At 39.4% G+C, this 16,155-nt stretch carries 13 protein-coding genes; 12 read left to right on the plus strand and 1 reads right to left on the minus strand.

The genetic code is table 11. The annotated features are described in order from the left end of the window. The first annotated feature begins 20 nt into the window (after nucleotides 1-20). The 11 genes from AOY23_RS15700 to AOY23_RS15750 all read left to right on the plus strand — a co-directional run bounded on the left by AOY23_RS15700 (nucleotide 21) and on the right by AOY23_RS15750 (nucleotide 13,819). Nucleotides 21-1,124, plus strand: a complete 1,104-nt coding sequence (locus tag AOY23_RS15700) for a DegT/DnrJ/EryC1/StrS family aminotransferase (protein ID WP_054180288.1) — start codon at nucleotides 21-23, stop codon at nucleotides 1,122-1,124. Further along, nucleotides 1,121-2,371 (plus strand): O-antigen translocase, encoded by a 1,251-nt coding sequence (locus AOY23_RS15705; protein ID WP_054180289.1) that lies wholly within the window; start codon nucleotides 1,121-1,123, stop codon nucleotides 2,369-2,371. The genes AOY23_RS15700 and AOY23_RS15705 overlap by 4 nt, the downstream gene beginning before the upstream one ends. Before the next feature lie 7 nt (nucleotides 2,372-2,378). Then, nucleotides 2,379-3,806 carry a hypothetical protein gene (locus tag AOY23_RS15710; protein WP_054180290.1) on the plus strand — a complete coding sequence of 476 codons (1,428 nt, stop codon included), beginning with the start codon at nucleotides 2,379-2,381 and terminating at the stop codon, nucleotides 3,804-3,806. Then, nucleotides 3,806-5,125 (plus strand): hypothetical protein, encoded by a 1,320-nt coding sequence (locus tag AOY23_RS15715; protein ID WP_054180291.1) that lies wholly within the window; start codon nucleotides 3,806-3,808, stop codon nucleotides 5,123-5,125. Before AOY23_RS15710 ends, AOY23_RS15715 begins: the two co-directional genes overlap by 1 nt. 66 nt (nucleotides 5,126-5,191) lie before the next feature. After that, on the plus strand, nucleotides 5,192-6,082 hold the full coding sequence (locus tag AOY23_RS15720; protein WP_054180292.1) for a glycosyltransferase family 2 protein: 891 nt from the start codon (nucleotides 5,192-5,194) through the stop codon (nucleotides 6,080-6,082). Further along, nucleotides 6,075-6,917, plus strand: coding sequence for a glycosyltransferase (locus AOY23_RS15725; protein WP_235501700.1), 843 nt, complete (start codon nucleotides 6,075-6,077; stop codon nucleotides 6,915-6,917). Before AOY23_RS15720 ends, AOY23_RS15725 begins: the two co-directional genes overlap by 8 nt. A gap of 156 nt (nucleotides 6,918-7,073) precedes the next feature. Next, nucleotides 7,074-8,480, plus strand: coding sequence for an NADP-dependent phosphogluconate dehydrogenase (gene gndA / locus AOY23_RS15730; RefSeq protein WP_054180294.1), 1,407 nt, complete (start codon nucleotides 7,074-7,076; stop codon nucleotides 8,478-8,480). A gap of 253 nt (nucleotides 8,481-8,733) precedes the next feature. Further along, entirely contained in the window at nucleotides 8,734-9,900 is a 1,167-nt protein-coding gene (gene ugd / locus AOY23_RS15735) for a UDP-glucose 6-dehydrogenase (protein WP_054180295.1), read from the plus strand. 181 nt (nucleotides 9,901-10,081) lie between these two features. After that, complete coding sequence (locus AOY23_RS15740; RefSeq protein ID WP_054180296.1) at nucleotides 10,082-10,540, plus strand: GNAT family N-acetyltransferase; 459 nt, start codon at nucleotides 10,082-10,084, stop codon at nucleotides 10,538-10,540. Beyond that, a complete protein-coding gene (locus tag AOY23_RS23040; protein WP_054180297.1) occupies nucleotides 10,541-11,476 on the plus strand; it encodes a GNAT family acetyltransferase in 936 nt (311 codons plus the stop codon). A 420-nt stretch (nucleotides 11,477-11,896) separates the two neighbouring features. Continuing rightward, complete coding sequence (locus AOY23_RS15750) at nucleotides 11,897-13,819, plus strand: acyltransferase family protein (RefSeq protein WP_054180298.1); 1,923 nt, start codon at nucleotides 11,897-11,899, stop codon at nucleotides 13,817-13,819. 106 nt (nucleotides 13,820-13,925) lie between these two features. On the opposite strand, the gene AOY23_RS15755 is transcribed toward AOY23_RS15750, so the two are convergent. Beyond that, nucleotides 13,926-14,930 carry an NAD-dependent epimerase gene (locus AOY23_RS15755; protein ID WP_054180299.1) on the minus strand — a complete coding sequence of 335 codons (1,005 nt, stop codon included), beginning with the start codon at nucleotides 14,928-14,930 and terminating at the stop codon, nucleotides 13,926-13,928. A 232-nt stretch (nucleotides 14,931-15,162) separates the two neighbouring features. On the opposite strand from AOY23_RS15755, the gene wzzB reads away from it, so the two are divergent. Beyond that, entirely contained in the window at nucleotides 15,163-16,146 is a 984-nt protein-coding gene (gene wzzB / locus AOY23_RS15760; protein WP_054180300.1) for an LPS O-antigen chain length determinant protein WzzB, read from the plus strand. Nucleotides 16,147-16,155: the final 9 nt, after the last annotated feature.

Here is a 16,155-nt window from a genome sequence, read left to right on the forward strand (position 1 = left end):
ATATATAGCGGTGAGATATCATGGTCGAATTCCTTAATCTGAAAGCGATTAATGCGCGGTTTGAGAATGAATTAAAAAATGCATGTGCAAAAGTAATTGACTCCGGCTGGTATATACAAGGAAAAGAGGTCGAGGAATTCGAGAAAAATTTTGCCGATTATTGTGGTAGTAAATTTGCAATTGGTGTTGCGAATGGCTTAGATGCCTTAATACTTTCCTTGCGCGCCTGGAAAGAGATGGGCTTAGTCTCGGAAGGAGACGAGGTAATTGTACCCGGCAATACCTATATAGCATCAGTGCTAGCTATCAGTGAAAATAAACTTACTCCAAAATTTATTGAGCCTGATAGAAACACATTCAATATCAAAGCTTCAGAAATAGAAAATCACATCACCAAAAAAACAAAAGCTGTGCTTCCAGTTCATTTATATGGGCAAATTTGTGAAATGGAAGAAATAAAAAAAATCGCCAACAAGCATAATTTATTGATCTTGGAAGATTCAGCGCAATCGCATGGTGCGAAAATAAATGGAAAAAAAGCAGGGTCTTGGGGAGACGCTGCCGGATTTAGTTTTTATCCTGGGAAAAACCTTGGAGCGTTAGGTGATGCTGGTATTATCACATCGGATTCTGCAGAATTTTCAGAGATTGTAAGAGCTATCGCAAATTACGGCTCTAAACGGAAATATATTAATGATTTTCAGGGTGTTAATAGCAGACTTGATGAAATGCAAGCTGCTATGCTAAACGTTAAGTTGAAATATCTGGATATAGATATTGAATTACGAAGAAATATTGCTTCGAAATATCTTCGTGGTATGACAAATGACTTGATAAGATTGCCGGAAGTTATCAATGACGAAGCACATGTATGGCATCTTTTTGTAGTGCAAACCGATTATCGTGAACAATTAGCAAATTATTTGAAATCGCGTGGGATTAATACATTGATCCATTATCCTATCCCTCCCCACAAACAAAAAGCATACCATCATTATAATGAGCAGAGGCTGCCATTAACTGAAAAAATTCATGAAAGTGTGCTATCACTGCCTATTGACCCAACTATGACTGAAGAACAAATCCAGGAAGTTATCATTGCAGTGAATGAGTTTAAGATATGAGGAAATTCCTCTCAGTCACTGTATTTAGTGGTCTGTTAGCAGTTGTAAAAATGGGTGCAGGTTTTTTGATTGCGAAAGTTGTAGCTATCTACACGGGGCCTGCTGGGATAGCTATGCTGGGACAGCTACAAAGTTTTACGAATATGCTAACTGGATTAGCTGGCTCGCCAGTTGGAAATGGTGTGGTTCGCTATACTGCAGAAAACTATCAGGAAGGATATCAAAAATGTCAGCCGTGGTGGAGTGCAGGTATACAATGTGTGATAGTGATTACGTCGATCATTATTCCTGTTCTTCTGCTTTTGTCGCATAATCTCTCAAAATGGCTGTTTGGTAGTGATGCATATACGTATGTAATAATAATCACAGCTTTAATGTTGCCATTTTCGACTTTAGGCACATTATGTAACTCAATAATCAACGGGCAGCAAAACTATAAACGATATATCGCATTAGGAGCAATTTCGGTAGTTATATCAACGATAGTCATGATTCTTTTCGTTTATTATGGCAATTTACGAGGTGCCTTACTGGCATTATCAATACAGAATGGTTGTATCGGTTTGATTTTGTTAGCTTCGTCAATACGCCAGGAATGGTTCAAATTTTTGACAATTACAAGAAAGGTGAACCGCGAAAGAATAAAGGATATTTCTAATTATGTTGTTATTGCTATAGTTACTGCCCTTGGCTTGCCTTTGGCCTTAATAGGTGTTAGAAAAATCCTTGTTGCATATGTCGGATGGGATGGTACTGGTGAATGGCAAGCTGTATGGAAAATATCAGAGGCTTATCTTGCTGTTCTATCAATTGCATTAAGTACCTATTTTTTACCTAAGTTATCAACTCTAAAAAATAGTGTTGAAATACAAAAAGAAGTATTCTCAACACTAAAAATAGTATTCCCTGTTGCTTTATTTCTCGCAATATGTGTTTTTATTTTTAAGGATCTTGCGTTAAAGATATTATTTACAGAATCTTTCTATAAAGCGCGAGAACTGTTTTTAGTTCAACTAATTGGAGATATCGTTAAGATATGTAGCTGGGTTTTAGCATTCCCAATGTTATCTAGGGGTAAAACCAACTGGCTTATTTCTACAGAAGTAATATTTTCTCTTTCATTGGTTATTTTTACATGGCTTTTTGTCATGAAATTTGGCGTGCATGGCGCAAATTATGCTTTTTTGCTGAATTATAGTATTTATTTTATCACCATGGTTATTGGTTTGCCACGGTTTACGAGATGAGAGACCCATGCGAGACTTTAAATATATAATAAATTATATAACCAATAAAATTCTCAAGGAAGATAATATTGCAAAAAGCATACAATATGCTGAAATTTTAGGTGATCTACTTCGTACAAATAACGCGCCTTGTTATTCCATAAATATAATAGAAGAAAATTTGATAAAGCGCTTTTTATCTCTCTGTGACATTCAAAAACTAGACGAAAAGCGTTCTGCGGGTGATATAGGATTTATCATAAGCGAAGCATTTGAACGTGGTGGACATACCCGATTAATGGAAAAGCTTGCTACCTATCTCGATAATAAGCCGGTTTTGTTCATGACGAGGCAAAGCAAACCTTCTGTTATTCTCAGATTAACATCTTACTTTTCTGCCATTAAAACATTTGAGGGTGTATCTGCAACTGACTATGAGCAACGAATAATTAAGCAAGCAGCAGTTTATTCCCAATATGATAAGTTGGTATTAAATATTCATCCCGATGATATCCAGGCTGTTATAGCTGTCGGTATTGCAAAACATATAAATACAGGATTGAAAGTATATTTTGTGAATCATGCTGATCACTGTTTTACCTATGGAACCTTTATTTCCGACGTATGGTTTGAAATTAGCTCATTAGGAAAAATCATCGATCAGAAACGAGATTTGCCTTCAACTAAGTCTTTCCTGGGGATTCCTATTGCATATGATGTAATATGCGAAAATAACCACCCAATTGTTGATGGAGATCTCTTCATTACAGCTGGAACAGCTATTAAATTTAAACCAAAGAAGGGATATAGTTTACTTGGTCTGATAGAAGAAATTTTGATAAAGTTCCCTGATTCGCTGGTTTATGTCGTCGGGTGTCGACCTTTCATAGACTATTGGTGGTGGCCTCTTAAATTAAGGTATTATAAAAGATTAATCCTTAAAAAATCGCTTCCTTATGATCGCTATGTATCATTAACCAGTAAAGCAAAAGTTTACATAGATAGCCATCCTTATCCTGGGGGAACTGCCTTTGCTGAGCAATTCATCGCAGGGAAAAAATGTATTGGCTTAAAAAGCCCTTTGCAGGGCTATTCACCTGTCGAGTTAGTTAAGCATAACACAGTTGATGCCGCTATGAACGATCTGCCAAATTATAGCAATACGAACTTAAATATGCTCATCGATCAGGTGCATTCATCTAGCTATGTTAAAAAAAGATTTTGTGATGCAATATATAATTCAATTTATCATGACAATCTCTGTGACAAAATTATTCCTTGGGATGGAGATGCTTCTTTTTTGGAAAACGATGAAATTGTCAGAATACCGAGAAGTTGTAATATAATTTCATCAACAACTCTATTTCTAATCGTTCATTCATCTCCGATGGTTACTATTTTATTTTTTGCAGAGAAAATGTACTTTACCATTAAAAATTTATTAGGAAAGAGATAATGGAAACTTGTATCGCTTTATTCATATCTCTTGTGGTATTACTTTTTTTAAATCTGCTTTTTTCGAAAACAAATGTACATTTTTATGGTTCAAAAGCGCATCCCTTTGGCTTGTTTGTCATAATACAATTCATAATTATTTCATTACCTGGGGTGCTAATGATATCCTTTTTAGGATACGAATCTGACAGATATCTTGGGATAAGCAGCGATACTAAATTTGCGATTGGCATTTGGTATTTTTATTCTTTTATTGTTTTATTCTTTATCCTCTACCTATTAGTCAGAATTGGAAAGCTAAATTGGTATAGTAAATGCGCTGGTGAAGCAATCCCATATGAAAAATATATCAAATACTTTTTTGTTTTCATTACTATATCAATTCTTTTTATAGCAGTAAAGTTCGTTTTGTCTAAGCCAGCCCCAATATATTATTTGATACTGGGTGATGTTAATAAGGCTTACGAAACACGTGTTGATATGCAATTGCATCCGGAAGATTATTATATTCCTTATTTCAGTCGCTTTATTACAATGTTTTTGGTGTATCAATTTTATTTTTGTTACTATTTTTACACGTTCTCCACAAAAAGAACTGTAATGATGAGAATGTTAATTATAGTATCATTTTGCATGGCCGTTTTGGAAGTATTGTATGATACACAAAAAGCGCCACTTATATTTATTGTTGTTGGTGCACTTTTTATTAATCAACTTAAAAAACAGAATATCGGTAAGCTGCTAATAGCTGGAATTATACTTGGAATTACAGTTACCATACTGCAATCATTTGTCACTGGCGCTGATATAAGTGAAAGCCTCACTCGAGCAGTTGACCGATTTGTATTGGGGCAAAATCAGGGCTTTTATCATATCATAAATTCAATTAAACCTGATGAGAAATATTGGTTTACTGGCTTCTTTTTTGTTGAGCAATTTGGCATTATACCTTCCCGCGCAGACATGGATGTAATTCCATACACAATATATGCAGGAAGTGATATAGTTAATGTTAACAGCTATTATATGGGAGAGGCGTGGTCAATGTTTGGGGTCATGGGTCTTCTGTTTTCTCCTGTTATCGTTGCTTTCATGATTTATTTCTATATAAAAATAATTGATCTGTACATTGGTGTTGAGCCAATTTTTACTGTGCCATTTATGATTTATTTCGTTCCGGAAATTCGCGTGCAACAGTCTTTTACTTATTTCCTGTATTCTAAAACATTCTTACTATCTTTTATTCTTTTTATTGTTATCGTCATAGTAGTCAAAACTCTCGTTGGCGTACTGAAACCTATAAAAGTTAATAACCCTTGACATATCTTCTGGAAAGAAAAGATATCAAAACATGCAAAATAAAAATACCCCTGTAAGGTTTTTATAATGTATAAAATCGTGACTGTGTTGGTAACATATAATCCTGACGTTGTTGTCTTGAAAAAAAATATTGAATCCTTATTGTTACAAACTGATAGCATTGTAATTTGTAATAATTCGTCTGGAAGTGTTTCTGATGAAATTTTGAGCCTCTCTGAGCGCATATTTGCAATCGAGTTTGGGACTAACATTGGAATTGCGGCGGCCCAGTCAGCTGGGATGCAAAAGGCGTTTGAGCATTTAAATGCCGACTTTGTATTACAAATGGATCAAGATAGCATCCCAAACTCGAATATGGTCAGTCTACTACTGGAAACGTATAATAATCTTAAGCCCATGGAGACGAAAATTGGGTCGATAGGGTTAGTTGGCCCTTTAGATTATGACCGAATCACATTACAGAAAAATGATAAAAGAGCAAGACAGGGAACAAATATTCCAAATACTTCTTATAAAGAAATTGCGTATACATTGAGTTCAGGTAGCTTAATTTCAAAACAGGCCTATGATGTAGTCGGCGGAATGGATGATAATTTATTCATTGATGCGGTTGATTATGAGTATTGCTGGAGATTAAAAGCAAATGGATTCATCTGTGTCAGAAACGATTTAGCAATGATCGGGCATCGTCTTGGCGATGGTAGAATGAAAATTTTATCTTTTTTATCCGTTGGAGTTCCTTCACCGTTGCGTCATTACTATGCAGTAAGAAATACTTTTTTACTTTCTAAGAGATCCTACGTACCTTTCGGTTGGAAGTGTAAAAACCTAGTAGGAATATTATTTAAACTTTTCTTTTATCCATTCTGTTTACCTGATGGCAGGGAACGATTGAGATTCATTAGCTTAGGTATCGTTGATGGAATAAAGGGTAAGGTGGGTAAATATTGTGGATGAAAATACAATGACAGGGGATTTTTCTGTTTTAATGTCAGTTTATTGCCAGGATGACCCCGTCTATCTTGCGAAAGCGCTATCTAGTATTTATCCTGAGCAAACACTTAGGCCAAACGAAGTGATATTAATTGCAGATGGTGACTTAACTAAAGTTTTGTATAATGTAATCGAAGATTTTAAAAAACAATTTTCTGAGTGCAATGTTATTTTGCATAACCTTAAACAAAACGTTGGTCTTGCGAAAGCTCTTAATATTGGAATAGGGTTGTGCCATTATGATTTGATTGTACGTATGGATGCGGACGATATTTCGTTACCTACTAGATTTTCAAAACAATTGGAATTTATGAATGCTCACCCTGAAATAAGCGTTTGTGGCACTTTTGTAGAAGAAGTAGAGCCTCAGACACTGAAAAGTATGAGTATTAGAAAAGTACCGCTTTGTCATGATGAAATTAAAACTTTCGCAAAAAAACGGAGCCCTGTTAGCCATCCATCTGTAATCTTTCGGAAGCATGTTGTGCTAGAATTTGGAGGTTATCCAGATTTTAGAAAATCTCAGGACTACGCATTATGGTCAAATCTTTTGAAAAATAATGTCAATTTTGCAAACATCCCTGATATTCTTTTGAAAATGCGTGCTGGCTCGGATTTGCAGCAAAGAAGAGGATTGCAGTATTTTAAATATGAGCATGCTGTTTTGAAGTATCAATTACATATTGGTTTTTTAAGCCGCAAAGAGTACATCATAAATCTACTGCTTAGGTTTATAGTTAGATCTATGCCGATAAGAGTAAGGGAGAAAATATATATGATGAGAAATTCTAACGCATAAAACAATATTTTAATTGTGTAATAGCAAAAAATAGTACGAAACCCCAATACTTACTGAGCATCTTCCGCTACCCACATTATACAATATTGAGTTAACATCTAAGCCACATTTCAAGCCGCACATGTCGCGGCGACCACACCAGACAGGAGTTTTGTAATGTCCAAACAACAGATCGGCGTCGTTGGTATGGCGGTGATGGGGCGCAACCTGGCGCTCAACATTGAGAGCCGTGGTTATACCGTCTCCATTTTCAACCGCTCCCGCGAAAAGACTGAAGAAGTTGTCGCCGAAAATCCGGGCAAAAAACTGGTTCCTTACTACTCCGTTCAGGAGTTCGTCGAGTCTCTCGAAACGCCGCGCCGCATCCTGTTGATGGTGAAAGCGGGCGCGGGTACTGATGCCGCCATTGATTCCCTGAAACCGTACCTTGATAAGGGCGACATCATCATTGATGGCGGTAATACCTTCTTCCAGGACACCATCCGCCGTAACCGTGAACTGTCTGCTGACGGCTTTAACTTCATCGGTACCGGTGTGTCCGGTGGCGAAGAGGGCGCGCTGAAAGGTCCTTCCATCATGCCTGGCGGTCAGAAAGAAGCATATGAACTGGTTGCGCCAATCCTGACTAAGATCGCTGCGGTGGCAGAAGATGGTGAGCCGTGCGTGACCTATATTGGTCCGGACGGTGCGGGTCATTATGTGAAAATGGTCCACAACGGCATCGAATACGGCGATATGCAACTGATTGCCGAAGCGTATTCTCTGCTGAAAGGCGGCCTCAATCTTTCCAATGACGAGCTGGCGAAGGTCTTCTCCGAGTGGAACGAAGGTGAACTGAACAGCTACCTCATTGACATCACCAAAGACATCTTCACGAAAAAAGATGAAGAGGGTAAATACCTGGTCGATGTGATCCTCGATGAAGCAGCAAACAAAGGTACCGGTAAATGGACCAGCCAGAGCTCGCTGGATCTCGGCGAACCGCTGTCGCTGATTACCGAATCCGTCTTTGCACGTTATATCTCTTCACTGAAAACGCAGCGTGTTGCGGCTTCTAAAGTGCTGTCCGGCCCGCAGGCTAAACCAGCAGGGGATAAAGCCGAGTTCGTTGAGAAAGTGCGTCGTGCGCTTTACCTCGGCAAAATCGTCTCCTATGCGCAGGGCTTCTCTCAACTGCGTGCCGCGTCTGATGAGCACAACTGGGATCTGAACTACGGTGAGATTGCCAAAATCTTCCGTGCCGGTTGCATCATCCGTGCTCAGTTCCTGCAGAAAATCACCGATGCCTACGCTGAGAATAAAGGCATTGCCAACCTGCTGTTAGCGCCGTACTTCAAAAAAGTGGCTGATGATTACCAGCAGGCGCTGCGTGATGTTGTCGCGTACGCCGTACAAAACGGTATTCCGGTGCCGACCTTCTCCGCTGCGGTGGCTTACTACGATAGCTACCGCTCTGCGGTACTGCCTGCGAACCTGATTCAGGCGCAGCGTGACTACTTCGGTGCCCACACGTATAAGCGCACTGATAAAGACGGCGTGTTCCACACCGAGTGGCTGGATTAATCTGATTTAACTCAGCCTCATGGTTAGGCCCGGTGAAACTCATCGGGCCTTTTTTATCGCTCATGAGCCCATGCTGGCTTGGTTTGTCTAACTAAGCTCTCAAAATGCAAAATAAACCGCAGTTGTAACTCATTCCTGCAGCAAGGCATTCATCTTGACAGCTGATCAGCTTAAGAGGTAAAAACCTCAAAAGTTGTTTATTGTGGTGGCGCTGTAGCGCCTCCTGACACTCATACTTGAAGAAGTTGAACGAATGAAAATAGCAATCTCCGGAACAGGCTATGTTGGTCTTTCAAATGGTATCCTGATAGCGCAGAACCATGAAGTGGTTGCGTTGGATATTGTACAAGCTAAGGTAGACAAGCTTAACAAGAAGATCTCTCCGATTGTTGATACAGAGATCCAAGATTATCTTTTGAATAAGCGTTTGAATTTCCGTGCTACAACGGATAAAGAAGACGCTTACCGCGATGCAGATTTTGTAATTATAGCGACACCAACTGATTACGATCCGAAAAGTAACTACTTCAACACCACAAGTGTGGAGGAGGTGATCAAAGATGTTACTGTAATCAACCCAAATGCTGTGATGATCATCAAGTCGACCATTCCAGTGGGCTTCACAAAATCAATAAAAGAAAAATTAGGAATTGATAATGTCTTTTTTTCTCCAGAATTTCTCCGTGAGGGTAGGGCGTTATATGATAACCTGCATCCTTCACGTATTGTAATTGGTGAGCGCTCTGAGCGAGCTGAACGTTTTGCAGCACTGCTTCAGGAAGGTGCAATAAAGAAAGATATCGCGGTACTGTTTACTGACTCTACTGAAGCCGAGGCGATTAAGCTCTTCGCGAATACGTATCTGGCAATGCGAGTTGCTTATTTCAACGAATTAGACAGCTACGCAGAGAGCCTTGGTCTGAATACCCGTCAGATCATCGAAGGCGTTTGCCTTGACCCACGCATCGGTAATCACTATAACAATCCATCCTTCGGTTACGGCGGTTACTGTCTTCCAAAAGACACGAAACAGTTGCTAGCGAATTACCAGGCTGTACCGAATAATCTAATTTCAGCGATAGTAGATGCCAACCGCACGCGTAAAGATTTTATTTCAGATTCCATTCTCGCTCGTCACCCGAAAGTAGTCGGTGTTTATCGACTGATTATGAAGAGTGGCTCCGACAATTTCCGGGCTTCTTCGATCCAAGGGATCATGAAACGTATTAAGGCAAAAGGCGTTCAGGTTATTATATATGAACCTGCGATGCAGGAAGATGAATTTTTCCACTCTCGTGTAATGCGTGATTTAAATGCATTCAAGAAAGAATCAGATGTAATTATTTCCAATCGCATGGCGCAAGAGCTTGAGGATGTTATCGATAAGGTCTATACGCGAGATCTGTTCGGTAGTGACTAGTTTTATATGTTTAAACACTTGAATAAATGGCCTGTAATATTACAGGCCACTTCTCATTGATATTGGCTTTAATAACATACTTAACAGGCGATTTATTAGATCCAACGGTTTTAAGAGACGCACTTCCTCAATTTATTTAAAAATTATCTTTTAAATTAGCCAATCAGTAAATGAGGCTCAAATGTCTAATAATAACTTGAAATTTGTATCATTTAATCATGTATATCTACAAAAATCATGGGACTGGCTTAATGATGAAGAGATAAAAAAACTGACAAGTACGCCTGATTTTACCAGGCAGCAGCAAAGAGATTTTTTCGATTCCTTGCCCAGAAAGGATTATAAAGTGTGGGGAATGGAGTTCGACGATAATCCCATCGGTGTTGTTGGCCTAAAGAAAATAACACCATCCAGCGCAGAGTATTTTGGCTATATCGGTGAAAAAGGATTTTGGGGGAAGAGACTATTTCCAATTATGTTACAGTTTATTCTTCTTGAGGCTAAGTTATTGGATATTAAATTTATATATCTAAAAGTTCGCTCCGACAATCAGAGAGCTATCCGGGCTTACCAGAGAGAGGGTTTTACTATATCTGGAGGTAATGAGAACATGATAGAAATGACTATGAGGGTAATATAAGTGATTATTAAAAAATATCAGAAAGAAGATAATATAATCTGGGATGAGTTTGTATCTTTATCGAAAAATAGCCACTTTTTTTTCCTTAGAAAATATATGGATTACCATTCCGCCCGTTTTCATGATCATTCGCTTATGATTTATGATGACAAAGATTCTCTTATTGCTCTTTTACCTGCAAACATGACAGAAAATAAACTAATATCTCATCAGGGACTTACATTTGGTGGGTTATTAATAAAACCATCAGCAAAACAGAGTGAAATACTGTCAGTTTTTAGAAATTTACAAAAGTATATGTCAGATAATGAGGTTGAATCAATTTTATATAAAAGAATGCCATATATTTATCATGATATTCCTTGTGATGAAGATTTGTATGCGCTTTTCAGAATTAACGCAAAACTAATTCGGAGAGATGTGAGCTCAACGATAAAACTAGATCATCAGATAAAATATTCTACATTAAGAAAACGGAGTGTGAAAAAGGCTAAAGAATCAGGACTCCTTTACAATGAAAGCTCGGATATTGAAGCTTTTTGGAATAACCTAACTACAGTTTTAAAACAAATTCACGGTGTTGATCCCGTTCATACATTGGATGAAATAAAATTATTACAAGATAATTTTCCCGAAAATATCAAATTCTACGTCGGCGAAAAAAATAATGAGCAAATAGCTGGCGCTGTACTTTTCGAAGTTGGAAACACTGTGCACACACAATATCTTTTTAATTCTGAAGAGGGACGGCAATTAGGCGCACTTGATGGATTGATTGACTTTCTTATTAAAGAAACATATGCCGATAGAACCTATTTCGATTTCGGTATTTCGAATGAAGAGCAAGGACTAGTATTAAATGAAGGCTTAATTTCGCAAAAAGAGGGATTTGGAGCAAGGGCAATTGTTCATGACTTTTATGAAATATTACCCTAAACAGTTCTTTTCGCCCCCATAGTCGTTACAGCTTAAACTGCTCTCTAACCAGACATTATGTATTTGTTTTTTTGGAGTAGCACATCGTAGTTTATGCTCTCTATAGGGAAACATTTGCTATTGTTAATAAGATGCTTTTATTCACTGTAAGCCAATAACATTCATTATCACGAGGGCATCATAACAACTTTCTTCAAGTTTTTAAAATGATGGGCGATGCAATTTTTTATTACTAAACAAGTTTTTAACTCACAGTGTTGCTACAGTTTAATATTAATAAACTTACTCTCGATGTTTATATTTTAAAAATTAACCAGCATGAATTTCGCGCAATTCTCGCTTGAAACGTGCGATGGCTAATTTATTATTCTTCATATTTACGTTTGTAAAACAATTGCAAATGAGCTAACGGAGGTTGTAATGCGCTATCGCGCAGAGATTGATGGATTAAGGGCGTTAGCTGTTGTCCCTGTTATTCTTTATCATGCTGGCTTTCTTTGGATACCTGGAGGATTTGTAGGTGTAGATGTTTTTTTTGTTATCAGTGGCTATCTTATCACTTCCATTCTCATGACTGATCTGGAAAATTCCAGGTTTAGCATCATCACTTTTTATGAGAGAAGAGCTAGACGTATATTGCCCGCCTTATTTGCAATGATAATATTGGTTATGCCACTTGCGTATTGTTATCTCCTTCCTGGCGATACGATAAATTTCTGGAAGAGTGTGTTAGCAGTCTGCTTTTTTGTCTCAAATTATCTTTTTTTATCTCTAACAGGCTATTTTTCACCTGATGTAGATTTAATGCCACTTTTACACACATGGAGTCTGGCGGTAGAAGAGCAGTTTTATATTTTCTTCCCTTTGATTTTATTTTGCTTATGGCGTTTAGGAACTCGCGCGATAATTTTTTTTCTCGCTTTGATCGGAGGCGTAAGTTTTTACTATGCTGACATAGGTTCGATCAGCGAACCCACATTTACATTTTATAGTATCACTACCAGAAGTTGGGAATTGATTCTTGGAGCCTTTGCAGCGATTTATTTTCGGTCGGACTGCCAAATACATAAGCAAAGGATCATTGCGAGTTTATTGGGCTCGTGTGGCATCGGAGCGATTATTTTCTCGATGTTATACATTACAGGATCGACACCCTATCCTGGCCGCTATGCTCTTCTACCAACTTTGGGGGCATTTCTAGTTATTATTTTCTGTTCAGAAACGAATTTCCCGGGGCGTATACTTAGTCTTAAGCCTATGGTTGGAATAGGGCTGATCAGCTATAGTGCCTATCTCTGGCATCAACCATTAATGGCCATAGTAAGACACAAGTATATTATTGAGCCTTCCATCAATGTCATGATGTGTGTGATTTTAATCACAATGTTGTTGGCATATCTTAGTTGGCGTTTTATTGAAAAGCCCTTTAGAGGGAAAGGTAACATTACACGTTTGCAAATTTTTACTTATGCTGGTGTTGGAACATCTCTTTTTGTAACTATCGCAATTATTGGTGTTAAAACGCCTTATTTGAACCGGTTTGAGGGGAGTGAAATATATAACTCATCTGTTTATAGGTTGAGAGGAAATTTCGGACTATCTCAGCAATGCGAAAAGACATTTTTTCATTCAAAAAACTGCCGTACATCAGATCAGCCTGAGATACTACTCTGGGGAGATTCGTATGCCTCGCACTTAGTAGGTCTGATCACTGCTTCAAAACCGGATGTCAAAATGATACAGGCTACAATTTCACAATGTTCGCCTGTGATTGGTGCATCATACGCTAATGTTATTTTTGGCGCCAAGCAGTGTATTCAAGAGAATGATAAAGTTTTAAATTTTATTAAAAGGACACCTTCAATAAAGTATGTGGTTTTGGCTTCTCCGTTTGAAACTCTATCAAATAATGGGACAATTCTTCTTCGAGATGGAACATTAATTAGCAAAGGGCGCGAGAAATATGTTTATTTGTTTAGAGAGACTGTTAAAGATATTATAGCATTAGGGAAAGTGCCAGTAATTGTCGCTCCTCCTATAAAAGACAAAAATAATGATATTGGATATTGCTTATTAAAGTCATCCTTATTAAAAAACAAATTATCAAATTGTGACTTTTCGGTGAAAGATATGCCTGATATTCAACGCGGTGTTTACAAAATAATCGGTGATATGCGCAAAAATGCAAAAGTGATATGGATGGATAGTTTAACCTGTAAAGACGAAAAATGTCTGGCTTCTGAAAATGGAGTGTTTTTCTATCGGGATAAAGGCCATTTGTCTTATGAAGGGAGCCAATATTTAGGTAAAAAATATAATTTCTATAATATGATTGTGAATTAATAAGGTGATACTTATTCGTTTCCTTTCATCAGCTTGCGATAATAACATGTGAAATTTATAATAGATGTCGGCATCGAATAAGGTGCCGACATAATTTTCAACCAAGTTATATTTTATAAAACTCGCGATACCAGTCGACGAAGTTTTTCACCCCGTCCTTCACTGATGTCTGTGGTTTAAAACCAATCACCTCATACAGCGCTTTGGTATCGGCGCTGGTATTCAGCACATCGCCTGGCTGGATCGGCATCATATTTTTATCCGCTTCAATACCTAACGCCTCTTCCAGCGCCGTAATGTAATCCATCAGTTCCACCGGTGAGCTATTACCGATGTTATAAACGCGGTAAGGAGCAGAACTGGTTGCCGGGGAGCCTGTCTCAACAGTCCAGTCCGGGTTGGCTTCAGGAATCACATCCTGCAGACGAATAATGGCTTCGGCAATGTCATCAATGTAAGTGAAGTCACGCTTCATCTTGCCGTAGTTATAGACGTCAATGCTCTTGCCTTCAATCATCGCTTTGGTGAATTTAAACAACGCCATATCAGGGCGACCCCACGGGCCGTAAACGGTGAAAAAGCGCAAACCGGTGGTTGGCAAACCGTATAGGTGTGAGTAGGTGTGCGACATCAGCTCGTTGGCTTTTTTCGTCGCCGCATACAGCGAAACTGGATGATCAACAGAGTCATCGGTGGCGAACGGCATTTTACGGTTCAGGCCATAGACCGAGCTGGATGAGGCATACAGCAGATGCTGAACGTGGTTATGTCGGCAGCCTTCCAGTATGTTCAGATGCCCGATCAGGTTTGACTCAGCATACGCATGCGGGTTTTCCAGCGAATAACGTACACCTGCTTGCGCGGCAAGGTGAATCACGCGATCAAACTTCTCACTGGCAAACAGGGCTTCCATGGCGGCGCGGTCAGCCAGATCGATTTTATGAAAACTGAACTGTGGGGAGACGAGCCGGTCAAGACGCGCCTGCTTCAGACTCACATCGTAGTAGTCATTGAGATTATCGATTCCTACTACCTGATGTCCCGCTTTCAGCAATCTCTCGCTGACATGAAAACCGATAAAACCGGCGGCTCCTGTTACCAGATATTTCATAGCATTCCCTCATTACACGCGCTCAGGAAGGCACTCTCGCCTTCATCTGTTACGAAAAGCAAAATAATACCCGCCAGAGGTGAAAAAAGATAATCATAATCTACAATTAGCGTAGCCGCCGAAACCGGTAGACTCCTCGAAAATCAGGATAAATTCTGATAGTAATCGGCAGCTTAATCCGTAAACTAAATCACTTTGTGGATATTCCATCTTTGTCCTGTATAAGGTTCGTATGACACAAGATAACAATAGTGGAACGGACATGCGCCGTGTCGATTCGGAACAGATTGATTTAATTGATTTAGTTGTACAGCTTTGGCGTGGAAAAGTGACGATCGGCGTCTGTATTATCATTGCCATCCTGCTCGCGATGAGCTACCTGTTTTTTGCGAAAGAAAAATGGACCTCCACAGCGGTCATCACGCAACCTGATACCGCGCAAATTGCGACCTACAGCAATGCGTTAAATATTATCTACGGTGACGGCGCGCCAAAAGTGACGGATGTGCAGGAACGCGTCGTTGCTCGCTTTAACTCGGCACTTTCTGCGCTGTCTGAATCGCTGAATAACCAGGAAAAGCCAGAAAAACTGACGATTGAACCAGTGGTAAAAACCGAAAAGGTACCGCTGCAGATTACCTACCAGGGGCAGACTGCCGAAGGCGCGCAGCAGCAACTGGCGAAGTACATTCAACTGGTCGACGAACAGATCGCAAAAGAACTCGATGTTGATCTTAAAGACAACATTAAGCTGCAAATTGGCACGCTGGGTGATTCCCTGCAAACGCAGGAGAAGGTGGCGCAGGAGCAGAAAGATCTGCGCATCAAGCAGATTCAGGAAGCGCTGAAGTTTGCCGAGCAGGCGAACATCACCAAACCTCAGGTGCAGCAGACGCAGGACGTCACCCAGGACACCATGTTCCTGCTGGGGAGTGATGCGCTGAACTCAATGATTCAGAATGAATCCACGCGTCCGCTGGTGTTTTCGCCAGCCTATTTCCAGACCAAACAGACTTTGCTGGATATCGAGAATCTGAAAATCGATCCGACCACCATTCATGCATACCGCTACGTTATGAAGCCTGATTTGCCGGTTTACCGCGACAGCCCGAAACGCGCGTTAACGCTGGTGCTGGCGGTATTACTGGGCGGGATGATTGGCGCCGGTGTGGTGCTGGGGCGCAACGCGGTACGCAGCTATCGACCGAAGCAGTAACTGAGATAA

Source organism: Trabulsiella odontotermitis (assembly GCF_001297775.1).
GTDB classification, from domain to species: domain Bacteria; phylum Pseudomonadota; class Gammaproteobacteria; order Enterobacterales; family Enterobacteriaceae; genus Trabulsiella; species Trabulsiella odontotermitis.

Excerpts from the sequence above, each read along its gene's own strand:
- AOY23_RS15700 (WP_054180288.1), top strand. The coding sequence starts at position 21 with ATGGTCGAATTCCTTAATCTGAAAGCGATTAATGCGCGGTTTGAGAAT.
- AOY23_RS15705 (WP_054180289.1), top strand. The coding sequence starts at position 1,121 with ATGAGGAAATTCCTCTCAGTCACTGTATTTAGTGGTCTGTTAGCAGTT.
- AOY23_RS15710 (WP_054180290.1), top strand. The coding sequence starts at position 2,379 with ATGCGAGACTTTAAATATATAATAAATTATATAACCAATAAAATTCTC.
- AOY23_RS15715 (WP_054180291.1), top strand. The coding sequence starts at position 3,806 with ATGGAAACTTGTATCGCTTTATTCATATCTCTTGTGGTATTACTTTTT.
- AOY23_RS15720 (WP_054180292.1), top strand. The coding sequence starts at position 5,192 with ATGTATAAAATCGTGACTGTGTTGGTAACATATAATCCTGACGTTGTT.
- gndA (WP_054180294.1), top strand. The coding sequence starts at position 7,074 with ATGTCCAAACAACAGATCGGCGTCGTTGGTATGGCGGTGATGGGGCGC.
- ugd (WP_054180295.1), top strand. The coding sequence starts at position 8,734 with ATGAAAATAGCAATCTCCGGAACAGGCTATGTTGGTCTTTCAAATGGT.
- AOY23_RS15740 (WP_054180296.1), top strand. The coding sequence starts at position 10,082 with ATGTCTAATAATAACTTGAAATTTGTATCATTTAATCATGTATATCTA.
- AOY23_RS15750 (WP_054180298.1), top strand. The coding sequence starts at position 11,897 with ATGCGCTATCGCGCAGAGATTGATGGATTAAGGGCGTTAGCTGTTGTC.
- AOY23_RS15755 (WP_054180299.1), bottom strand. The coding sequence starts at position 14,930 with ATGAAATATCTGGTAACAGGAGCCGCCGGTTTTATCGGTTTTCATGTC.
- wzzB (WP_054180300.1), top strand. The coding sequence starts at position 15,163 with ATGACACAAGATAACAATAGTGGAACGGACATGCGCCGTGTCGATTCG.